Consider the following 23026-nt stretch of genomic DNA (forward strand, 5'->3'; position numbering starts at 1 on the left):
GTTATCACTAGGAGAAAATTAAAATAAAACGGGGTATAATCACAAGTTGGGTAAAAACATCAGATGAATCCAGGAGGAATAAAAGAGAATGACGGAAACCACCTTTGCGGCAGAGCCTGTAAGACTGCTGATAGCGGCAGCGGCAGGGATTGTCTGTCTGCTTGTACTCATCATTAAATTAAAGCTGCATCCGGTCATATCAATGATGATTTCAGCTATTGTGATCGGAATCGGGGCCGGTATGCCTTTGGCCATGATTTCTGATACAGTAGAAAAGGGAGTGGGCGAAACCCTTCAGGGAATTGCTCTGCTTGTAGGATTAGGATCCATGTTCGGCGGAGTGTTGGAATCCAGCGGCGGAGCGAGAAGGATCGCACAAACGCTGGTTGGGAAATTTGGGCAGGAGAAAGCCGGATGGGCACTGGGCCTGACTGGACTTGTTATAGGTACAACCGTATTTTTTGAAGCCGGCGTAGTCGTACTGATCCCTCTGGTATTCAGTGTGGCGAAACAGACTAAGAAATCCACACTGTATTATGCGATTCCCCTGCTTTCAGGGCTTGCCAGCGGTTACGCCTTCGTACCTCCGTCGGCGGCCTCTGTTTTGGCGGCAAATGCTCTTGAGGTCAATCTGGGGACGATGATCATGGTAGGAGTTCCCATGGCAATCCTCTGCATGGTGACTGGGGGAATTGTCTGGGGAAGATGGATCGGAACTAAAATATTTACTTATCTTCCGAAAAATATAGAAGAGATTCATGATGAGGATGAAACGCTCCCGTCATTTGGACTGGTATTTTTCGTGATACTGGTTCCTCTGGTGCTGATCCTTTTAAGTACGGTTTCGGCGTATCTGCCCGTTGCAGAACACATAAAGAGTATAATGGAATTTCTGGGCGAGCCCTTTTTGGCATTGACGATTGCCACCCTGCTGGCTATCTATTTTCTGGGGATCAGAAGGGGATTCTCCAAGAAACGGATCAAGGAGATCCTGGAACATTCTTTAAGGCCAGTAGGCATGATCCTTTTGGTAATTGCCAGCGGAGGCGTTATCCGATGGATGCTTCAGGATTCCGGCCTTGGCAATGTAATCGGCCCTCTGCTGGAAAACAGTGATATGCCGTTGATTCTTATAGCATTTTTAGTTGCGCTCATGGTGCGGGCATCGGTGGGCAGTTCTATTGTGGCAATAACCATGGCTTCAGGAATTATGGCTTCCATGCCGGCGGTTATGGGAGAGAGTATGGTGTACCGGGCAGTCATGTGCTGTGCCATCTGCGGAGGCGCAACGGCATTAAGCCATGTCAATGATGTCGGATTCTGGCTGGTGGGAACATTTCTGGAAATAGATGAAAAAACAACGCTAAAATCCTGGACGATTATGGAAACGGTCATTGGACTTACGAGTCTGGCTGCTGGCCTGATTATTTCCATGTTTGTATAGCCCATCATTTGCGTGCCGTCGATACATAAAAACGGGAAACATTCCTTTTGCCGAATGTTTCCCGTTTTTACCTGTTTATTATTCCACTGTCTTTAAATCAAACCCAAAGTAATTTACAGCGTTATTGTAGCAGATACCCTTTACGATCTTCTCTAAGGACTTCATATCTGCCGGATACTCGCCGTTGTCTACCCAGCCGCCGATCAGCTCGCACATGATGCGGCGGAAATATTCATGTCTGGTGTAGGAAAGGAAACTTCTGGAGTCGGTCAGCATACCGATGAAGTTTCCAAGGCATCCCAGGTTTCCGAGAGAGGTCATCTGCTCGGTCATGCCGGTCTTGTGATCGTTGAACCACCATGCGGAGCCCTGCTGGATCTTTCCTGGGAACTTCTCCTGGAAACAGCCGATGATAGTGCCGATGGAGGCGTTATCATTCGGATTCAGAGAGTAGAGGATGGTCTTTGGAATCTCGTTGGTAGCGCTTAAAGCGTTTAAGAAATCAGCCATCTGTGCGCTTGGAGCGTAGTTGTTGATGCAGTCAAAGCCGGTATCGGGGCCAAGCTGTTCAAACATATAAGCGTTGTTGTCACGCTTGCAGCCATAGTGCAGCTGCATGATCCAGCCGAGTTTATTGTACTCTTTTGCAGCGAACAGCATGAATGCAGTCTTGTACTTTAATTCTTCCTCACGGGAAACAGCCTCGCCCTTTAAGCTCTTGGCGATGATAGAGTCTACTTCTGCATCGGAAGCAGGAACGTACATTACATACTCCAGAGCGTGGTCAGATACGCAGCACTTCATGGAATTGAAAAATTCCATACGGTTTCTGATGGCTTCCTTTAAGGATGCGAAATCCTTTACCTCAATGCCGCTTACACTGGACAGCTGCTCGATATAAGCTGCATAGGTCGGTTTCTCAACATTAAGAGCCTTGTCCGGTCTCCATGCAGGGAGAACCTGTACGTCAAAGGAATCATCCTCAGCTAACTTCTTGTGAAATTCCAGAGAATCAACAGGATCATCTGTGGTGCAAAGCAGAGTTACGTTAGACTGCTTAATCAGGTTGCGGACGGTCATGGAGTCCTCCTGCAGCTTTGCGTTGCACAGATTCCATACTTCCTCAGCGGTATCGCCGTTTAAATATCCCTCATAGCCGAAGTATCTTCTTAACTCCAGATGGCTCCAGTGATACAGAGGATTGCCGATCAGCTTTGGAAGCGTTTCAGCCCATGCCTGGAATTTCTCTCTGTCGGTAGCGTCGCCGGTGATGTACTTTTCATCGACGCCGTTGGAACGCATTTGACGCCACTTGTAATGGTCGCCTCCAAGCCATACCTGGGTGATGTTCTCGAACTTGCGGTCCTCGCAGATCTCCTGGGGATTGATATGGCAGTGATAGTCCAGAATAGGCATCGTCTCAGCATAGTCATGGTAAAGTTTTTGTGCCATCTCTGTGGATAATAAAAAATCCTTGTCTAAAAACTGTTTCATTTTAGTGCAGCCTCCTTAAAAATTAGAAATTTGTTGTGTTTCTTTTTATAAGCTCAGAAGCGATCGTAGTCCGTCCTGGAACCGCGGCGCCGCTGAAAACTCTCATAAGCGTCTGAACCGTCGTAGTGCACAAAAACTCCACCCTGCTGTCAATGGAAGTGATTTCAGGATCGGTGCAGCGGGCCAGAAGAGAGTTATTATAACCAATGACGCTGAACTTATCCGGGATGGAAATATGTCTGGCATGGGCGTACTTTACCGCGCCCACAGCGAGAGAATCATCGGAAGTTACCACCGCGTCAAAATCAAGCCCCTGTTCTGCCAGACGCAATAACAGGTCTCTGGCGTCCTCAATGTTTTTGGGACACTGATGGATCAGATCTTCCCGAACAGGAAGGCCGCAGGAGATCAGGGCTGATTTATAGCCGTCCATCTTGTTGAGGCCGCTGTAGGAATAACTGGTATAAAGATACAGGATCCGTCTGCTTCCTGAATGGATCAGACGGGAAACGGCATCGTATACGGCTGCGTAATCATCGCAGACGGTGCTGTAGATATTTTTGCCCTCCAGATAGCCGTTTACAAGCATAACGGGGATCTCGGCGGCAGCTTTTAAGATATAGTCATTGTCCTCCGGGCGCAGTTCCACGAATTTGGAACCAGCCAGGATAATGGCATCCACACGCTTGGAGCGCAGCAGGTTGAAATACTTCTGCTTGACCTTTAAGTCATAGCCGGTGCAGCATAGGATGGAGTCGTAGCTGTGGCTGCGAAGCTCACGTTCCAGATAGTAAATAGCGCCGGCCAGATAAGGGTCTGAGGAGTCGGAACACATGATCCCGATGGTCTGCATGGTGTCAAGCCCCAGCCCTCTGGCAAATACATTGGGCGTGTAGCCAAGCTCATCCATGACCCGAAGCACCTTCTCCCGGGTGCGCTCGCTGACGTTGGGGTTGCCGTTTAATACACGGGATACCGTAGCAATCGAGACTCCGGCGTGCTCAGATACATCGTAAATGTTCATATTGGAACAACCTCACATTCTGTAAGCGCTTACAAGCTGACTTTATTATACATATTTTCGGTAAATATTGCAAGAGTTTTCTATTTTTTTATTGACTTCCTACGAGAAAGTGGATAAAATGAATGTAAGCACTTACATAAACCTGCAGGCGCCCCACAAAAAGAGCCGGCAGGCGAAGCGCACCAATAAAGAACAGGAGAATAGAACGATCATGCAGGATATTGTAAAGATCAATCAGAATGACAATGTTGCCGTCGCCCTTCGTCCTTTAAGCAAGGGAGAGGTGCTGCACGTGGCGGATGCCGATGTAGCGCTTATCGAAGATATCCCCCAGGGCCACAAATTTGCCTTAAAAGCCATCAAAGCGGGAGATGAGGTTGTAAAATACGGCTTTCGCATCGGCTTTGCCAAAGAAGAGATCACTCCCGGACAGTGGGTACACGTTCATAATGTAAAGACCACGCTTGGAGAGGTTCTTACCTATGATTATAAGCCAGAGGGCCATGAGGATGTAGAACCCACCGGGCATACTTATTTTGAAGGTTACCGCAGAGCTGGAGGGAAGGCGGGCATCCGCAACGAGATTTGGATCATTCCTACCGTTGGCTGCGTTAATTCCATCGCGAAGGCATTGGAGACGGCGGCCAGAAAGTTTGTAGGCGGAAATGTGGAAGATGTGATCGCGTTTCAGCATCCCTACGGCTGTTCCCAGATGGGCGATGATCAGGAAAATACCCGCAGGGTTCTGGCAGATATGATCCGTCATCCAAACGCAGGCGGCGTGCTGGTGTTAGGGCTTGGCTGCGAAAACAGCAATATCCCGGTACTTATGGACTACATCGGCGAGTATGATGAACAGAGAGTAAAGTTCCTTCAGTGCCAGGATGTGGAAGATGAGATGGAGGAGGCCATGAAGCTCATCGAAGAACTGGCAGCCTACGCAGGAGCATTTTCCAGAGAAAAGATTGATGCCAGCGAGTTAATCATCGGCATGAAATGCGGGGGATCCGACGGTCTTTCCGGCATTACGGCAAATCCGGTGGTAGGAGCGTTTTCCGATCTGCTGGTAAGCAAGGGCGGAACCACCATCCTGACAGAGGTTCCGGAGATGTTCGGAGCGGAGACCCTCCTTATGGATCGCTGCGCTACACCGGAACTGTTTGAAAAGACGGTGGATCTGATCAATAACTTTAAGAATTATTTCACCAGCCACAATCAGACCATTTATGAGAATCCGTCCCCGGGAAACAAAAAGGGCGGTATTTCCACTCTGGAGGACAAGTCCCTGGGCTGTACCCAGAAGTCAGGAAGCTCTCTGGTAAAGGGTGTGCTTGAATATGGGGAGCCTGTTAAGGTAAAGGGACTGAATCTTTTAAGCGCACCTGGAAATGACCTGGTAGCTGCGACGGCCCTGGCTGTATCCGGCGCTCATATCGTGCTTTTTACCACCGGACGAGGCACACCGTTTGCTTCTCCGGTTCCCACCGTGAAAATCTCCAGCAACTCAAAGCTGGCAGGCCATAAGAATAACTGGATCGATTTTAACGCGGGCCGCATGGTAGAGGATAAGACAAAGGAAGAGCTTGCACAGGAGCTGCTTGACTATGTGCTTGAGGTGGCTTCCGGCCGGAAGGTAAAATCCGAGGAAGCAGGTTTCCATGATATGGCTATTTTCAAGCAGGGCGTGACTCTGTAGCAGGGATCGGACTGCCGGCCGGTTGGTTCGGCCTGAGAGAAAAAGGAGACTCGATGAAACTAAACAGGACTGCGCTGAGAACTGTGGATATACTGAAGCTGGTGTCCCAAAAACCGGACGGCATTACTCTGGATGAGATCTGTGAGCAGCTTTCCATCCCGAAAACAAGCGCTTATGACATTTTGACAACCCTGGTTCACACAGGCATGATCCATGTGGCCAGGGAGCAGAAGCAGCGCTATACCATCGGCCTTACGGCATACCGGGTGGGAATCAATTATACCAACAATATGGACTTTATCAGCACCATCGACCCGGTGCTGAAGGCATTTGCAAGGGAAGTGGGAAAAACGGTGTTTTTCGGTGTACGTGCGGATGATGAGATCGTATATATCTGCAAGTATGAGCCGGAAAATCCTATTATCACCACGGCAACCGTCGGCACCAAAAATCCCATTTACTGCACCTCACTGGGAAAGGCCATCCTGGCTTATTCTCAGGAGGAGGAGAGAGAGGCTCTTATGGCCAGGATCCATTTTAAGACGTACACGGACCGAACCATCAGGAACCGGACTGATTTTCTGAAGGAACTGGAGCTGGTGAGGGAAAAGGGCTACGCGCTGGATGCCAGAGAGCTGGAGGAACATATGGAGTGCGCAGGCGCTCCTGTTTTCGGCCCTGACGGAACTGTGATGGGCGCCATCAGTGTTTCCAGCCTCTATAAGCCCACGGAGGATTATGAAGCTCTGGGACGCACGGTCTGTAAAAAGGCGGTTCAGATCTCAAAACTTTTGGGATTTATTGGAAAAATATAAGGATGGGGGCTGCGGCCTTCCTCTTTGGTCTGCAATGTAAAAAGTGCCCGTTTATGCGTATAAAAATGTGCATTTTTCCACAGGATTTCTGTTGACAAATCATGCGGTAACTATTAAAATTTAAGTATAAAATCGTAAATATGAAACTTATTCGCATTTACGAACAAAGATGAAAGAAGGAGAAGAGAAATGAAAAAAGAACAAGTTCTGGCAAGACTGAAAGAAGATTGTCTGGTAGCTGTGGTTCGCGCAAAGAATCTGGAGCAGGGCGAGAAGGTGATCGACTCTATCGTAGCCGGCGGCATCAACTTCATCGAGATCTGCATGACAGTTGATGAGGGAAGCCCTATTGATCTGATCGCTAACATGGTTGAGAAATATAAGGACAACGACAAGGTAGTCATTGGTGCCGGCACCGTTCTGGATCCTGAGACTGCAAGAATGGCTATCATGGCTGGCGCTAACTATGTAGTAAGCCCAGGCCTGAACCTTGAGACAATTAAAATGTGCAACCGTTACAGAGTGCCTATGCTTCCGGGTGTTATGACCCCAACCGAGGCGATTACAGCGATGGAAGCAGGCTGCGACGTAATCAAGATCTTCCCAGGCAATATCGTAGGACCTGCTGCGATCAGCTCCTTTAAGGGCCCCCTTCCACAGGGCGAGTTCATGCCTTCCGGTGGTGTTGATGTTGACAATGTTGACAAGTGGATCAAGGCAGGCGCATACGCAGTCGGCACCGGCAGCAGCTTAACAAAGGGCGCAAATACCGGCGACTTCGCAGCTGTTACCGCAAAGGCTCAGGAGTTCGTAGCAGCTGTAGCAGCAGCACGTGCAAAATAAAACAGCAATTTTTGCTGCCCTGGCGCAGGAGAGGCAGAGGCCTGGCCTTTGCGCGATCTAAAGGCGCTCCAGAAATCAGAAACCGCCGCCCGGATCTTCCGGGCGGTGCAGATACAATTAAAGTTAAGAGGAGATCATAAAAATGGCAAAGATCGTTACCATGGGCGAGATCATGTTAAGATTATCTACCCCCAATAATGAGAAATTCATCCAGGCAGACGAGTTCGACGTAAACTACGGCGGCGGTGAGGCTAACGTAGCTGTATCCTTAGCAAACTACGGTCATGATGCAGAGTTCGTTTCTGCAGTACCTGCAAACCCAATCGGCGATTGTGCAGTAGCAGCTTTAAGAAAGTACAACGTAGGCACAAAGCATATTGCAAGAAGCGGCGAGAGACTGGGTATCTACTTCCTGGAGACCGGTTCTGCCATGAGAGCTTCCAACGTAGTTTATGACCGCGCGCACAGCTCTATTTCCACAGCTACTCCTGACGAGTTTAACTTCGATGAGATTTTCGAGGGCGCTGACTGGTTCCACTTTACAGGCATCACTCCAGCTGTCAGCGATGCAGCGATCGAACTGACTGAGGCAGCTTTAAAGGCAGCTAAGGCTCATGGTGTGACTGTTTCCGTAGACTTAAACTTCCGTAAGAAACTGTGGTCATCTGAGAAGGCACAGAAGGTTATGACAAACCTGATGCAGTATGTAGATGTCTGCATCGGCAACGAAGAGGACGCTGAGAAGGTTCTTGGCTTCAAGCCAGGCAATACAGATGTTACCTCCGGTGAGCTGGAGCTGGCTGGCTATGTTGATATCTTCAATCAGATGGCTGACAAGTTTGGCTTTAAGTATATCATCAGCTCTCTGCGTGAAAGCCACAGCGCTTCCGACAACGGCTGGTCTGCCTGCATCATGGATGGAAAGACACGTGAGTTCTATCATTCCAGAAAGTATCACATCACTCCTATCGTTGACCGTGTAGGCGGCGGTGATTCCTTCGCAGCAGGTCTGATCTGCGGTCTGGCTGACGGAAAGGATATGAAGGCAGCTCTGGAGTTTGCAGTAGCAGCTTCCGCATTAAAGCACACCATTCCTGGCGACTTCAATCTGGTTACCCGTGCAGATGTTGACAATCTGGCAGGCGGCGACGGATCCGGCCGTGTTCAGAGATAATCATTTAACGAACACAATCTATACCTTATAAACAGCGGAGCCTGTATGAAAATTGCGTTTCAATGATGGATTTTCAGACAGGCTCCCTGTTATATGAAAACAATTAGGAGGATATAAAAATGGAAGAGAGTAAGAGAAGAAGCTTTGACCTGCTGACACTGGGACAGGTGCTTTTGCGGCTTTCACCGCCGGACAATGACCGTCTCTCCAGAGGAGACACCTTTGTAAAGCAGGTAGGAGGAGCCGAATTAAACGTAGCCGTAGGCGCATCCCTTTTAGGACTGCGCACCGGCGTTATTTCCAAGCTTCCTTCCCATGACATCGGAAGCTTTATGAAGGGCAAGATCCGTTCCTTCGGAGTCAGCGATGATTTCTTTATGTATGATGATTCTCCTTCCGCCCGTGTGGGCGTTTACTTCTATGAAAATGGAGCGTATCCCAGAAAGCCAAAGGTGATCTATGACCGTCTGAACAGTTCCTTTTTCAGTCTGAATATCGATGAGATTCCGGAGGAGGTCTATACTGCCTCCAAGTGTTTCCATACTACCGGCATTACTCTGGCCTTAAGCCCTCAGATTCGCGAGACTGCCATTGAGATGATCAAGCGTTTTAAGGAGGCCGGCACGCTGGTATCCTTTGATGTAAACTTCCGGGGAAATTTGTGGAGCGGCGATGAAGCGAGGGAATGTATCTTAAAGATCCTTCCCTATGTGGATATTTTCTTCTGCTCTGAGGACACAGCCCGTCTTACCTTTTTAAAAACCGGTACTGCAAAAGAGATGATGAAGAGCTTTACCGAGGAATATCCAATCTCCATCGTGGCTTCCACTCAGCGGATTGTACACAGCCCCAAGCGTCATACCTTTGGCTCTGTGATTTATGACGCGGCAAGAGATATGTATTATGAGGAAGAGCCGTACCATGATATTGAGGTAGTAGACCGGATTGGAAGCGGAGACGCCTATATCTCCGGCGCGCTCTACGGGCTGTTAAGCAGCGGCGGCGACTGCTCCAGGGCCATTGCTTTCGGAAATGCCACCGCAGCGGTTAAGAACACTATTCCGGGTGACCTTCCCTCTTCCAATCTGGAGGAGATTGAGACCATCATAAAGGCCCATAACCAGACCGGGCCTCAGAGCGAAATGGCAAGATAAAAGCAGCGATTTAATCCTTATGTCATAATTGTTAAGAATTCCTTTATTGGATTTTCCGGAAAAATAGTATATACTTCAAAAAATGATGGTATCATCAGCAGACAGGGAAACGCAATTAAAGGAGAGATTATAATTGAAAAGATATGGTTTATATGCAGCAGCTATCTGTACAGCAGCAGTTGTGGGAGTCGGCGGCTGTGCAGCCACGGCAAAGGCAGATTCCACAGAGCTCCAGTCAGAGACGGCAGTGGAGACGACGAAGGAGGAAAGCACCACGGTGGTTGAGCCTGTGAGCGGCGCGATCGAGAGCGCAGAAGGGAGTCAGCCTGAGAAGATGGAGGCTGTTCGGATCTACGGCCCGGTGACTCATATGGAGGACGGGCGTCTTTCCATTGATAATCAGTCGGACGCCAGCTCGGCAGGTGAGATCATTTTAAATGTATCTCAGGAGTCTACGTATGTTCTGGATGCGGTTTCCGGTATGCCGATGGCCTTAGAAGACATCAGGGACGGAGATACGGTCTACGCCTATATTGGCCCGGCTATGACTATGAGCCTGCCTCCTATGACAAATGCGGCAGTGATCTTTGCCAATATTCCGGCAGATTTTAAGGTGCCTGATTATGTAGAGGTCAAATCTGTTGTAACGGATGCCCAGACCTCACATACTGTGCTGACCGGGGCAGACGGCACAGAGTATACATTGTCTGAGGACTGTGAGATCTTCCCGTATCTGACCAGAAATATCGTCACCCTGGATGATCTGACTCAGGGGAGAAAGGCGGCAGTATGGTCCGATGAGGACAATACGGCTACAAGAATCATGGTATTTGCAGAGTAAAAAGCAGGCTTTCCTGTTTTATGGCAATGATTCAGGACGGGGCATTTTCTTTGGCTGTGAGAGCAGTTACGTTTTATGATGATAAGAGCGGATGAGAATCGCCGGGGACAGACCGGCGGGTTTCATCCGCTCTTTTTTGGGAACATGGATCTGATGAGGCGCGGGAAAATCAGTTTCCGCACTCAATGCTGATCTCATTGAATTTAGTCAGAATATCATCGATCTGGATTGCATCCTTTTCTTTTCCTTCTTTATCCATAATGGCATGGCCCTGGTGCATCATCAGCAGGCGGTTCCCATACTCTACGGCGTAGCGCAGGTTGTGCGTCACCATGATGGTAGTCAGTTCCTTCTCCTTTACGATACGGTTCGTCAGTTCCATGATGGTTTCTGCTGTTTTTGGATCCAGGGCGGCGGTGTGCTCATCCAGGATGAGAAACTCAATGGGGGTCATGGTGGACATAAGAAGCGCCATGGCCTGACGCTGGCCGCCGGAGAGAACACCTACTTTAACATCCATCTTATCCTCCAGTCCAAGGCCCAGGGAGCGGAGGCTTTCCCGGTAAAAATCCATCCGGTGTTTGTTGGCTCCGGGGCGCAGGTTGAAGAATTTCCCCTTATTGTCTGCCAGAGCCATATTTTCAGCAATGGTCATGGAAGGACAGGTGCCCATGGACGGATTCTGGTATACCCGGCCGATGCGGCGCTGGCGCTTGTATTCCGGCATCCTTGTAATGTCTGCATTTCCGATGCGGATGGTACCCTGATCTAAGGGGATGCTGCCGCAGATAATATTTAAAAGAGAGGTTTTTCCGGAACCGTTGCTTCCCACCACGGATACGAACTGGTGGTCTTTGACCGTCAGGTTAAAATCATCAAACAGGCACATCTCGTTGACCGTGCCGGCATTGTAGTATTTATGGATGTGTTGCAGTTCAAGCATGGCTCTTTACCTTCTTTCCGCCCGCAGGACTTAATACGAGAATGATTAAAAACAGCACAGAGGTGATGAGCTTTAAATCCGAAGCAGTGACCGGGATGGACCATCCGCCGATGCTCAGATCGCCGACCAGGAGGGCTGCGGAAACGCAGGCCTTGTAGATGATGGAGCCGATTATAACAGCAGTGGTAGATTTTACAAAGCCAAATCGTTTAAAAAGCTGGGTGCCGATGATTACATTTGCCAGACCGATGACCATGGTGCCGGTGCCGGTGGAAATTTCAAAAAAACCCTTCTGCTGACAGTAAACGCTGCCTGCCAGAGCAGCAAAGCCGTTTGCGATCGCCAGACCGATGATCTTTACCATGCCCTTGTCTTTGGCTAAGGCGGTGACTAAGGCCTCGTTGTCGCCCACAGCCCTTAACAGGTAACCAGAGCGCGTCTGCAGGTAGGCGTCTAACAGGATCTTGCAGACGAGAACCAGTACAAGAAGAATCAGGGTGGTAGTAAAGGGCTTTAAGGCTTCCGGCACATGGGCAAAGAGAAAGTCGTTTGTAAAAATGGTTTCCTTACTAAATATAGGAAGGTTTGCCTTCCCGGCGATCCGCAGATTGATGGAATAGAGGGCTGTCATGACAATGATGCCGGATAAAAGGTCGCGAACCTTTAATTTCACATGGATCAGACCGGTGATACAGCCGGCCAGTGCGCCGGTTAAAAAGGCGACAGCCAGAGCGGAGCCCGGTGAGAGAAAGCCTCCGGCGATGCCTGCGGCTGTGACAGCGGCTCCCAGAGGGAAGGTGCCGTCTACGGAGAGATCCGGAAAATCCAGGATCTTATAGGTGATATAAACCCCAAGGGCCATGATGGCGTAAACCAGACCCTCTTCAAGGATGCCTAAGATGATTGTCATGATATTCCTCCAAACATACTCACAGCTGCCGTCCGTCATATAAAGGGCGGCAGCCGGTGGTTTTACTTACGCGGATAACGGATCATTCGGTGACCGTATCGAACATCCCGGCCGCTGTGCCGGTGAGAGATTCAGGGAGTGTGATGCCCAGGTTTTCAGCAACCTTCTGGTTTCCATAGAAGGCGGCCTCCTTGATAGTTTCAAAGTTCATCTCACTGGCCTTTGCTTCGCCCTTTAAAACCTTCGCAGCCATCTGTCCGGTCTGCTTGCCAAGTTCTACATAGTCAAGGCCCATGGCGGCCAGACAGCCTGCTTTTACCTGCTCGATCTCGCTTCCGAATACAGGAATATTTTTAGCAGAAGCCTTGCTTAAGATCACAGGAAGGGAGGCAACCACGGTGTTGTCTGTTAAGTTGGTGATGCAGTCTACCTTTCCGATCAGTGTGTCCGCAGCCAGAGGGATATCGGCAGAAGAGGAGATGCCGGAATCTACGATCTCAAAACCATATTTGGGAGCAAGCTCTTTATACTCGGCAATGGCGGATTCGGAATTTACCTCGCTGGTAGTATACATGATGCCGATATTTTTGGCCTCAGGAAGGATTTCGCGGATCATCTGCAGCTGCTGTTCGATGGGAAGCTTATCACTGGTACCTGTAACCTCGCCGACGGGAGTACCGTCCGCATTGGCCAGCTCGGCGGCTACCGGATCGGTAACTGCGGTAAAGATGACGGGGATATCGGATTTCATGGCCACGCTGTATTCTGCCTGGGCCATGGGGGTTGCGACTGCGCACATCAGATCTACATTTTTGCCTGCATAGGTATTTGCAATCTGGCTGGCTGTGCCGCCGTCAGCCTGTGCGTTGTTATAAAGAACGGTCAGGTTTTTCCCTTCCTCAATACCCGCCTCAGCCAGGCCCGCAAGAAAGCCCTCCCGGCAGTTGTCTAAGGAGCCGTGCTCCGCAAACTGACCGATACCGATGGTGTAAGTGCCGTCCTCATCCGCCGTGCTTTTGCCGGAATCGCCGGTATTTGCTCCAGCACTGGAAGGAGCTGTACTGTCAGCGGCAGACTGGCCGGAAGAGCTGCAGCCTGCTAAGAGGGAAACGCCCATTGCTGCTGTTAAAAGGATCGCCATTGATTTTTTCATAATAAGTTCCTCCTTGATAATAATAAAAAAGTCCCAATTACAACCAGGTTGTAATTGAGACGAAATAAATCCGCGGTGCCACTCAAATTGACTGAATAAAAGTCCACTCTCACATACTATCATATGTGCTGCAAATATAACGGGTGCAGAATCCGTCAGTCCCTACCCTGACCGCCAAAGCGGATATCCATACCGTTCAGGACTGCCCTCGAAAGTCCATTCAGCTGCCTGCATAATACCGCGATCCCACCGCCCGCGGCTCTCTGTAAAAATGCCCTGGAAACTTACTCCTCTTTCTCATCGGTTTAGCTTATTGATTCGTATCTTAATACAGGATGCGTCATTTGTCAACTACTTTTTTGATTCCCCATATTCCCCAATATATAAATTTGTGGTATTATAATAGTGATATCGCGGGCCAGGGGCTCATGTCCGCTATGCCTGCGTGAACAGACATGAGCCTGAGACGCCGCAAATACCGGGAGGAGTGAAACTGTGAAAAGATTGCTGGCAGTAGTAGATATGCAGAAGGATTTCATAGACGGAGCGCTGGGAACAAAAGAGGCAGAGGCCATCGTGCCGGCTGTGAGGGAGCGGATTAAGGAGTATCTGACAGCAGGGGATGAGGTGGTATTTACCCTGGATACCCATGAAAAGGACTATATGGAGACGATGGAGGGAAGGAAACTGCCGGTTCCTCACTGTATCCGGGGTACGGAGGGCTGGGAGTTGGATTCCTGCTTAAAGGATATGCCGGGAAAACGGTTTGAAAAGCATACATTTGGAAGTATGGAACTGGCGGCCTATATAAAGGCCGGAGGATATGACAGGATTGAACTGATTGGCCTGTGTACCGATATTTGCGTGATCTCAAATGCCATGGTGATTAAGGCAGAGGTACCGGAGACGGAGATCTGCGTCAGGGCAGGCTGCTGTGCGGGTGTAACGCCAAAGAGCCATGAAAATGCTCTAAATGCTATGAAGATGTGTCATATTGATGTGATCTAGGGCTTATGTCCTGACAGTCTGATATAAGCGAAACCATAAAGGAGGCTTGAATTTATGAGCAGCAGACATTTTGTAATTACCGTTGAACGCCAGTACGGAAGCGGAGGACGCCTGACAAGCGAGCGTCTGGCCAGGGAGCTGGGAATCCATTTTTATGACGAGGATATTTTAAAAATGACCTCAGAAACCAGCGCCATTGGAGAACAGTATTTCCGTCTGGCGGATGAGAAGGCGGGCAACAACCTTCTGTACCGTATTGTGACGAATATAAAACCGGATCTGACAGAGCCGGCCCAAAACGGCCATAATATTACCTCGCCGGAGAATCTGTTCCGTTTCCAGTCCTCTGTGATCCGTAAGCTGGCGGCTTCTGAGAACTGCATTATCGTTGGGCGCTGCGGCAACTATGTGCTCCAGGATCAGTTAGATGATGTGATCCGCATCTTTGTTTACGCGGATACGGTTACCAGAGTTCGCAGGATCATGGATGTAGATAAGGTAGACGAGGCGGAGGCTCTGCGCCGGATGAAGCGCATTGACCGAACCCGCACGGAGTATCATCGGTATTTTACTGGAAAAAACTGGATGGATATGGAGAATTATGATCTTCCAATCAATGCCAGCCGCATTGATTACGATCAGATGATCGTGCTGATCAAGAATTATATGAAACTTCGGGGCTTTCTGGAAGATTAGGCGGGGAAGGAGGGAAAGGCGTTTTCGGGGACAGTGGCGCGTACATAATATGAGGTGAAAGATGAATATATTTGCAGGGATTATGATCCCTTTTCTCGGAACGACGGCAGGAGCCGCCTGTGTCTTTTTCCTGCGGGGTGAACTAAAGCCTGGGGTGCAGAAGGCATTCCTGGGCTTTGCCTCCGGTGTGATGGTTGCGGCTTCTGTGTGGTCTCTTCTGATCCCGGCCATGGAGATGAGCGGGAATATGGGAAAACTTGCCTTTATTCCTGCCGCAATGGGATTTTTGCTGGGAATGGGTTTCCTGCTCCTTCTGGATACAGTGGTGCCGCATCTTCACATGGATGCTGACGAACCGGAGGGAGCAAAAAAAAGCCTGAAAAAAAGCACCATGCTGGTGCTTGCTGTGACCCTTCACAATATTCCTGAGGGGATGGCCGTAGGCGTGGCTTTTGCGGGAATGATGGCCGGGAGCCATACCATTTCCATGACCGGTGCATTGGCACTGGCTTTGGGAATTGCAATCCAGAATTTTCCGGAAGGAGCGGTCATCTCTCTTCCCTTAAGGGAGGCGGCGGGCCAGAAAAAGGCCTTTGTCTATGGAATGCTTTCGGGCATTGTAGAGCCGGTGGGAGCGGTTGTCATGCTCCTTCTGGCTGATCAGCTGGGGTCATCCCTTCCCTATTTTTTATCCTTTGCCGCCGGAGCCATGCTCTATGTAGTGGTAGAGGAGCTGATTCCGGAGGCCTCCGAGGGAAGTCATTCCAATATAGGAACCATGGGATTTGCCGCCGGATTTGTACTGATGATGGTATTGGATGTAGCCCTGGGGTAGCGTTTAACGCCCGCCCAGGGCTTTTTGATTTTGACGGGATCAGAGATCGATCCAATATCTCTGTGTCACGACGCCATCGTCCTGTTTTATTTCGTTTTCCAGGATTCCGCCGTTGTTTATAATGCTTTTGGCAGAGCCGATATTGTCTTTTCGGCAGGTCATAAGAACCCGCTTCAGGCCCAGCTTTTTACATTCTTCAAGGCCAAGGGCGATCATCCGGGTGGCGATGCCCTTTTGGCGCTCTGAAGGCCTTACGCCGTCGCCGATATGGCCCCCGTGTTTTAATAGATTGTCATTGAGATAATGGCGTATATTGATGGCTCCCACCATAAGATTTCTGTCTGTATCCAGGCAGAAAAAGGTAGATTCAGGCACCAGGCCGTCGGCCGTCCCCGTTTGTTCCAGGCTGTCCATATAGGCCGAAAAGTCACGGATATCCGCTCTGTCAATGGCCCAGGGGACAATGGCCTCGCCGCTTGTCTTCCATTCGCGTATCATGTCCTCAGCCAGACTGCGGTACTGCGGCTCCATTTTGACTAACTGCAGATTCATTTAGCGCTTACCTCCTTTTTCCGGAAAGGTTCATCAGATCCTCATAAAAACAGGGATAGGAGATGCTGACACATTCTCCGCTTCTTATCTCGGTTACGCCTTCGGCACACTGGGAGGCCACGGCAAAGGTCATGGCGATCCGGTGGTCCAGATGGCTTTCAATGGCTGCGCCGCGGAGCGGTTTTCCGCCACGGATGATCATGCCGTCCTCCGTTTCCGTCACATCCGCGCCCATGGCAGTCAGGTTTTGTGCCATGACGGCGATCCGGTTGGATTCCTTTACCTTAAGTTCACCTGCATCGCTGATTCTTGTTTCGCCTTCTGCCACAGCTGCCATGGCGGCGATCATTGGGAGTTCGTCAATGAGTGTGGGAATGATAGCTCCTGCGATATCTGTGCCGTGAAGCCTGCTGTAGCGTACCAGAATATCAGCGGTAGGTTCACCCTCCTGGCCGCGCACGTTAAGCAGGGTAAGATCGGCTCCCATAGCCCGGCATACATGGAGAATACCATCACGGGTGGGGTTGATGCCTACATTTTTAATTAAGATTTCAGAACCGGGAATCATCAGTCCGGCTGCGATAAAGTAGGCGGCAGAGGAAATATCTCCCGGCACCATTACCTTTTGACCGTAGAGCTGTCCAGCGGGGCAGATGGAAACTGTGGTTCCCTCTGTGGAAACAGAAGCTCCGAACAGCTTAAGCATTCGTTCTGAATGGTTTCTGGATACAAAAGGCTCAGTAACCTTTGTGATGCCCTCCGCATAGAGGCCTGCCAGAAGAACCGCAGATTTTACCTGGGCGGAAGCCACAGGGGATGTATAGTGGATTCCGTGGAGGCTTTTTCCGCGGATGGAAAGAGGAGCACAGCCGTTTCCGTGTATGCTGGTGATATCGGCACCCATCTGGGATAAGGGTTCTATGATCCGCTTCATAGGCCTTTTCTGGATGGAAACATCTCCAGTGAGCGTCACATCAAAATTCTGGGCGCTTAAGATACCGGAGATCAGGCGGGTGGTGGTACCGCTGTTGCCGCAGTCAAGAATTGTCTCGGGCCGCGTAAGTCCGTGAAGGCCGCGGCCTTGAACCAGCACTGTATCTCCCCTGTTTTCTATGGAAATCCCCATTTTCTCAAAACAGGAGATTGTGGAAAGGCAGTCTGCCCCCTGGAGAAAGCCATGGATTTCCGTAGTTCCCTTTGCCAGGGAACCAAACATCACCGCCCTATGGGAGATGGATTTGTCGCCGGGGACAGTGATTTCTCCCCGAAGGGGACCCCATTTTCTTAATTCCATATGTATGATTCCTCGTTTTTCTAGACTTTTAAATGCAACATACCATCAGCAGACAAGGGGACACACGGTTCTGCGCCGCAGATTCGTGAAACTGGGGCAGTGCCTTACAGGACCGCAAATCTGTGACGAAGAACTCCCTCGGACTCCCAGCGGTTGGGGCGTGTGTTCTCTTATCAGCTGATGGTAACATTCTACACGAAATTTTAACCGGTCATGGGGTTTGTGTCAATGCCTTTGCCATGAGGGACAGATTTCTCTACAGCCGCACCAGGTCGAATTTGTACTTTTCGAGCCGCTCCCAGGCCTCCTTCATGGAAGTCTCGTTGTAAAAGGCGATTTTTAAAGCGCCTTCGCCCCGTTCCCTGTTGTTATTGATGCCGATATTTTTGATGCTGATGCCCTTGGCAGCCAGAATCACCGCAATGGTGGAAATAGATCCCACCTCATCTGCCACATCCACAGAAAACTCATAGGAGGGCTCTATGGGGCCTTTGGCCCGGTCTGATATAGAATTGCGGTAAGAGCGGGACTGGTCAAAAAGCCGGTAAATATCCCTGCCCTTATGTCCGCGGATCTGTGCCAGGATTTCCTGTAAAGAATAGATATACTGTTCTAACATATCTCCGATGGGAGCCGCGTTTGTCATACAGATCTGCTCCCACATCTCTGGTGAAGAAGAGGCGATCCGGGTGATATCCTTAAAGCCTCCAGCCGCGATCCGGCGCATGGTTCCAGCGGCAGAATCATTGTCTTTCACAAGATTTACCAGGCTGGATGCAACCAGATGGGGCAGATGGCTTACCGCTGCCGTTACCCGGTCGTGCTCCCTGTAATCAAGAACCAGTGGGATCGCATCCACTGCCTGAGCCACCGCCAGGATGCGGCGGACGTTCTCTGTATATTGGGCGCTTTCCCCGCTCTGTCCCTCCGGCGGGGTCACGATATAGTAGGCATTTTCCAGGAGATGATCCGTGGAATTTTCATATCCTGTCTTTTCCGAGCCGGTCATGGGATGGCCGCCCACAAAGCAGTGCTCCAGGCCCTGACGCCGTATTTCCTCATGGATATCTGTTTTTGTACTGCCCACATCGGTGATCAGCGCTCCGGGCTTTAAGAAAGGCCGGATGGCGGAGAGATACCTGGCGTTATATTCCACCGGAGTGCACAGAAAGATGAGATCACATTCCCGAAGTTCTTCTCCAATGCCTTCTAAGATTACGTCTACGATGCCGTCCTTTTGCGCCTGCTCTAATTTGGCGCGGGTCCGCATATAGGCCATAATGCGGATATCAGGTCTGGCCCGTTTGATTCCCTTTGCGAGAGAACCTCCGATCAGTCCAAGACCGATGAATGCCATCGTGGAATCCTTGATAGCGAATGGTTCCATAGCGCATCCCCCTTGCTTTTTTAAAATGAGATTCTTCTTCCGGACAGTTCGCAGTAGGGCTTTAATTCATCCATAAGCTTCTCAAAGGCATCAAAGGTCAGTGACTGAGGACCGTCGGACAGAGCGCAGGCCGGGTTGGGATGTACCTCGATCATCAGTCCGTCCGCTCCTGCTGCTACAGCCGCCTTTGCGAGAGGCCCCACATAGGCTCTTACGCCAGTGGCATGGCTGGGATCAACGATCACCGGAAGATGGCTTTTCTGGCGGATCACCGGCACGGCGCTGATATCTAATGTATTGCGGGTAGAGGTCTCATATGTGCGGATTCCTCTTTCGCAGAGGACGATATTGGGATTTCCCTCTGAAATGATATACTCAGCAGCATTGAGCCACTCGTCGACGGTGGCGCACAGCCCTCTCTTTAAGAGTACAGGCATACCGGATTTTCCCGCTTCCTTTAAAAGCTCAAAGTTCTGCATATTTCTGGCTCCGATCTGGAGCATATCTACATATTTGGAAGCCGCTTCGATAGCATGGGCGCTTGTGACCTCGCAGATGACATTTAAGCCGGTAGCCTCTCTGGCTTCTTTCATATATTTTAAACCTTCTTCCTCTAAGCCCTGGAAGGAGTAGGGGGAGGTGCGCGGCTTGTAAGCGCCGCCCCGCAGGAAGGTAGCCCCGGCCTTTTTTACGGCAAATGCAGTTTCCATCAGCTGTTCTCTGGACTCGATGGCGCAGGGGCCGGCCATAACGGTAAGGTTTCCGGGGCCGATATGGGTATTTCCCACCGGGACCACAGAATCGTCAGGATGGAACTTTTTGTTGACCAGTTTGTAGGATTCTGTGACAGACACTACCTTATCTACTCCTTCGCTTATCTCGATGTTGCTGCCGGCTAAGCGGCTCTTGTCCCCTACCACGCCTACGATAGTCACCTGGGAACCCTGTGAGAGATGGGGAGTAAGCCCCTTGGATTCGATCAGATCGGTTACTTTTTTTACAGCCTCTTCGGAGGCGTTCGGCTTCATGATAATGATCATAGCAGTATTCTCCTTTTTCGGCTGGCCCATGTATCTGCAGGGCCGCTGTTTTATTATATCCCAGTGTATCGCCTGAATGTGAAAATGTCAACACTTTATTGCTTTAAAGTTCGACGCTTTTATGTGAGAAAATGAAGGCGGATGCAATGGCCTCTTATAAAAAGAGCACAGAGATAGGATAAAAATGTTTTGTTTTATAATGTTTCACGGAATGTTTTGAAAAAGATAAAAATTTAGTTGTACAAATAAGTCAAAATACTTGAAAAAAACTGAAAAATTTAGTAAAATAAATACATGGCTTGAATATCATGTAGCTCTAGGATTCGAGCGTACACTTAACGCACAGGAGGGAAGCTTATGAACGTATATGGTACTGAACAGATCCGCAACGTCGTATTACTTGGACACGGAGGCGCCGGTAAGACGACCGTTGCGGAAGCTCTGGCATTTATTACGGGTGTGACAAAACGTATGGGAAGAGTACCCGACGGCAACACCATCAGTGATTATGACAAAGAAGAGATCAAGCGTCAGTTCTCCATTTCCACCACCATGATTCCGCTGGAATATGAAGGCGAGAACGGCCCGATCAAGATCAATCTCCTGGATACTCCCGGTTTTTTTGACTTTGTGGGAGAAGCAGAGGAAGCTATCAGCGTAGCGGATGCTGCTGTTATTGTTGTAAACTGCAAGGCCGGAATCGAGCCTGGCACTGAGAGAGCATGGGAGATGTGCGAAAAGTACAATCTGCCCCGTCTGATTTTCGTCACCAATATGGATGACGACCGCGCCAGCTATCGTGAGCTGGTTGTAAAGCTGGAGAAGAAGTTTGGACGAAAGATCGCCCCCTTCCAGCTGCCGATCCGTGAAAATGAAAAATTTGTGGGCTTCGTCAACGTGGTAAAGCTGGCGGGACGCCGTTTTACGACCTACAGCGATTATGAAGAGTGCCCCATCCCTGAGTACGTTCAGAAGAATCTTACCATCGCAAGGGACGCTCTTATGGAGGCCGTTGCCGAGACCAGTGAAGAATATATGGAGCGCTATTTCCTGGGTGAGGAGTTCACACAGGAGGAGATCTCCCAGGCATTAAGGACCCATGTAATTGAGGGTGATATCGTTCCTGTTATGATGGGATCCGGTATTAACTGCCAGGGTTTTAAGGTACTTCTGCAGGCTATGGATAAGTATTTCCCGTCACCGGATCACTTTGAGTGTATTGGCGTGGACGTATCTACAGGTGAGCGTTTTACTGCAAAGTACAATGACGACGTATCCCTGTCAGCCAGGGTATTTAAGACCATTGTGGATCCCTTTATCGGAAAGTATTCTCTGATGAAGATCTGTACCGGCACCTTAAAGGGAGATACCACCGTATATAATGTAAATAAGGATGCTGAGGAGAAGATCGGAAAACTCTATGTGCTCCGGGGAAAGGACGTTATAGAGGTTTCTGAGTTAAGGGCTGGTGATATCGGAGCCGCTGCAAAGCTCACTGTGACCCAGACGGGCGATACCATGGCTGTGCGCACGGCCCCGATCGTGTACCACAAGCCTCAGATTTCCACTCCATATACATATATGGCCTACAAGGCAGTCAATAAGGGGGAGGATGATAAGGTATCTACCGCTCTGGCCCGTATGATGGAAGAGGATCTGACACTGATTGTAAAAAATGACGCGGAAAACCGTCAATCTCTGATTTACGGCATCGGTGACCAGCAGCTGGAGGTAGTGGTGAGCAAGCTCCAGACCCGTTACAAGGTAGAGGTGGAATTATCAAAACCCAGGTTTGCATTCCGCGAGACGCTGCGCAGGAAGGTAAAGGTACAGGGCAAGCACAAGAAACAGTCCGGCGGACATGGACAGTACGGCGATGTCATTATGGAGTTTGAGCCTTCCGGCGATCTGGAGACGCCGTATGTGTTCGAGGAGAAGGTATTCGGAGGTTCTGTGCCGAAGAATTACTTCCCCGCAGTGGAGAAAGGGCTTCAGGAGTGCGTACAGAAGGGACCGCTGGCCGGCTACCCCGTAGTTGGCTTAAAGGCTACCCTGTTAGACGGCTCCTACCATCCCGTTGACTCCTCTGAGATGGCATTTAAGATGGCCACCATTCTGGCCTTTAAGCAGGGCTTTATGGACGCAAATCCAGTGCTTCTGGAGCCGATCGCTTCTTTAAAGGTAACGGTTCCCGACCGCTTTACCGGAGATGTGATGGGGGATTTAAACCGCAGAAGAGGCCGTGTTCTTGGTATGGAATCCAACCATCGGGGCAAGCAGGTTATTGAGGCCGATATTCCAATGTCTGAACTCTTTGGCTACAATACAGACCTGCGCTCCATGACAGGTGGACTGGGAGATTTCTCTTATGAGTTCAGCCGCTATGAGCAGGCTCCTGGTGATGTACAGAAAAAGGAGATCGAGGCAAGGACGGCTGCCAGAGAAGAATAAAGCCGAGGTGTGTCTGTTGGGTACAGCCGGTTCCGCCATAGGCAGGGCGGGGCTGGCTGTGCGTCTGTTTTTGAGGACAGAGGCCGGCAAAGACGAAAGCCTCTTTTGGCTTGAAGCGCCTGAAATCAGGGATGTTTCTGCAAAAACAGGGCATGATGTTGCATATATCACAGAAAATGTGGGATACTTATGGTAATATAAGGTCACAAAGTTAAGAAAACAGCGAAACAGGAGCATAAGGACAGCGATTTTCCCCGGCCTTGTTTATGCTT

General features: G+C 49.9%; 20 protein-coding genes and 1 other annotated feature. Of the genes, 11 read left to right on the forward strand and 9 right to left on the reverse strand.

Annotated elements, in window-relative coordinates:
- The first annotated feature begins 88 nt into the window (after positions 1-88).
- A complete protein-coding gene (locus HW447_RS06710; protein WP_176254537.1) occupies positions 89-1444 on the forward strand; it encodes a GntP family permease in 1356 nt (451 codons plus the stop codon).
- Between the two features lie 78 nt (positions 1445-1522).
- Here the strand turns inward: HW447_RS06710 and uxaC are convergent, their stop codons facing one another.
- Both uxaC and HW447_RS06720 read right to left on the reverse strand, forming a co-directional pair.
- Positions 1523-2938, reverse strand: a complete 1416-nt coding sequence (uxaC, locus tag HW447_RS06715) for a glucuronate isomerase (RefSeq protein WP_176254538.1) — start codon at positions 2936-2938, stop codon at positions 1523-1525.
- Between the two features lie 22 nt (positions 2939-2960).
- Complete coding sequence (locus HW447_RS06720; protein ID WP_176254539.1) at positions 2961-3962, reverse strand: LacI family DNA-binding transcriptional regulator; 1002 nt, start codon at positions 3960-3962, stop codon at positions 2961-2963.
- A 211-nt stretch (positions 3963-4173) separates the two neighbouring features.
- On the opposite strand from HW447_RS06720, the gene HW447_RS06725 reads away from it, so the two are divergent.
- The 6 genes from HW447_RS06725 to HW447_RS06750 all read left to right on the forward strand — a co-directional run bounded on the left by HW447_RS06725 (position 4174) and on the right by HW447_RS06750 (position 10485).
- The gene (locus HW447_RS06725; RefSeq protein WP_176254585.1) at positions 4174-5658 is read left to right on the forward strand and encodes a UxaA family hydrolase; all 1485 of its coding nucleotides are present in this window, start codon (positions 4174-4176) and stop codon (positions 5656-5658) included.
- Positions 5659-5711: 53 nt separating this feature from the next.
- Positions 5712-6473 (forward strand): IclR family transcriptional regulator, encoded by a 762-nt coding sequence (locus HW447_RS06730; RefSeq protein WP_176254540.1) that lies wholly within the window; start codon positions 5712-5714, stop codon positions 6471-6473.
- Positions 6474-6662: 189 nt separating this feature from the next.
- Complete coding sequence (locus HW447_RS06735) at positions 6663-7316, forward strand: bifunctional 2-keto-4-hydroxyglutarate aldolase/2-keto-3-deoxy-6-phosphogluconate aldolase (RefSeq protein WP_176254541.1); 654 nt, start codon at positions 6663-6665, stop codon at positions 7314-7316.
- Positions 7317-7458: 142 nt separating this feature from the next.
- A complete protein-coding gene (locus tag HW447_RS06740) occupies positions 7459-8490 on the forward strand; it encodes a sugar kinase (protein ID WP_176254542.1) in 1032 nt (343 codons plus the stop codon).
- A gap of 119 nt (positions 8491-8609) precedes the next feature.
- Complete coding sequence (locus tag HW447_RS06745) at positions 8610-9644, forward strand: sugar kinase (RefSeq protein WP_176254543.1); 1035 nt, start codon at positions 8610-8612, stop codon at positions 9642-9644.
- A gap of 133 nt (positions 9645-9777) precedes the next feature.
- Positions 9778-10485, forward strand: a complete 708-nt coding sequence (locus HW447_RS06750; RefSeq protein ID WP_176254544.1) for a hypothetical protein — start codon at positions 9778-9780, stop codon at positions 10483-10485.
- Between the two features lie 169 nt (positions 10486-10654).
- Here HW447_RS06750 and HW447_RS06755 read toward each other — a convergent pair whose 3' ends face one another.
- The 3 genes from HW447_RS06755 to HW447_RS06765 form a co-directional block, all read right to left on the reverse strand.
- Positions 10655-11428, reverse strand: coding sequence for an ABC transporter ATP-binding protein (locus tag HW447_RS06755; RefSeq protein WP_176254545.1), 774 nt, complete (start codon positions 11426-11428; stop codon positions 10655-10657).
- Complete coding sequence (locus tag HW447_RS06760; protein WP_176254586.1) at positions 11421-12341, reverse strand: ABC transporter permease; 921 nt, start codon at positions 12339-12341, stop codon at positions 11421-11423. Before HW447_RS06760 ends, HW447_RS06755 begins: the two co-directional genes overlap by 8 nt.
- Positions 12342-12420: 79 nt before the next feature.
- Complete coding sequence (locus HW447_RS06765; RefSeq protein WP_176254546.1) at positions 12421-13491, reverse strand: ABC transporter substrate-binding protein; 1071 nt, start codon at positions 13489-13491, stop codon at positions 12421-12423.
- Between the two features lie 52 nt (positions 13492-13543).
- Positions 13544-13801, reverse strand: a binding site (T-box leader).
- A gap of 185 nt (positions 13802-13986) precedes the next feature.
- Between HW447_RS06765 and HW447_RS06770 the strand changes: the two genes are divergently transcribed.
- From HW447_RS06770 to HW447_RS06780, 3 genes are all read left to right on the forward strand, one after another.
- Entirely contained in the window at positions 13987-14499 is a 513-nt protein-coding gene (locus HW447_RS06770) for a cysteine hydrolase family protein (RefSeq protein ID WP_176254547.1), read from the forward strand.
- Positions 14500-14553: 54 nt separating this feature from the next.
- A complete protein-coding gene (locus HW447_RS06775) occupies positions 14554-15195 on the forward strand; it encodes a cytidylate kinase-like family protein (protein WP_176254548.1) in 642 nt (213 codons plus the stop codon).
- A gap of 61 nt (positions 15196-15256) precedes the next feature.
- Positions 15257-16030 (forward strand): ZIP family metal transporter, encoded by a 774-nt coding sequence (locus HW447_RS06780; RefSeq protein ID WP_176254549.1) that lies wholly within the window; start codon positions 15257-15259, stop codon positions 16028-16030.
- A 39-nt stretch (positions 16031-16069) separates the two neighbouring features.
- On the opposite strand, the gene HW447_RS06785 is transcribed toward HW447_RS06780, so the two are convergent.
- The 4 genes from HW447_RS06785 to aroF form a co-directional block, all read right to left on the reverse strand.
- The gene (locus HW447_RS06785) at positions 16070-16582 is read right to left on the reverse strand and encodes a GNAT family N-acetyltransferase (protein WP_176254550.1); all 513 of its coding nucleotides are present in this window, start codon (positions 16580-16582) and stop codon (positions 16070-16072) included.
- A gap of 7 nt (positions 16583-16589) precedes the next feature.
- Positions 16590-17876, reverse strand: a complete 1287-nt coding sequence (gene aroA / locus HW447_RS06790) for a 3-phosphoshikimate 1-carboxyvinyltransferase (protein ID WP_176254551.1) — start codon at positions 17874-17876, stop codon at positions 16590-16592.
- Positions 17877-18132: 256 nt separating this feature from the next.
- Positions 18133-19263 (reverse strand): prephenate dehydrogenase, encoded by a 1131-nt coding sequence (locus HW447_RS06795; RefSeq protein WP_176254552.1) that lies wholly within the window; start codon positions 19261-19263, stop codon positions 18133-18135.
- A gap of 20 nt (positions 19264-19283) precedes the next feature.
- Positions 19284-20303, reverse strand: a complete 1020-nt coding sequence (gene aroF, locus HW447_RS06800) for a 3-deoxy-7-phosphoheptulonate synthase (protein ID WP_176254553.1) — start codon at positions 20301-20303, stop codon at positions 19284-19286.
- A 357-nt stretch (positions 20304-20660) separates the two neighbouring features.
- Here aroF and HW447_RS06805 point away from each other — a divergent pair, with 357 nt between their 5' ends.
- Positions 20661-22754, forward strand: a complete 2094-nt coding sequence (locus HW447_RS06805) for an elongation factor G (RefSeq protein ID WP_176254554.1) — start codon at positions 20661-20663, stop codon at positions 22752-22754.
- Positions 22755-23026: the final 272 nt, after the last annotated feature.

Source organism: Enterocloster alcoholdehydrogenati (genome assembly GCF_013282095.1).
Taxonomy (GTDB): Bacteria; Bacillota; Clostridia; order Lachnospirales; family Lachnospiraceae; genus Enterocloster; species Enterocloster alcoholdehydrogenati.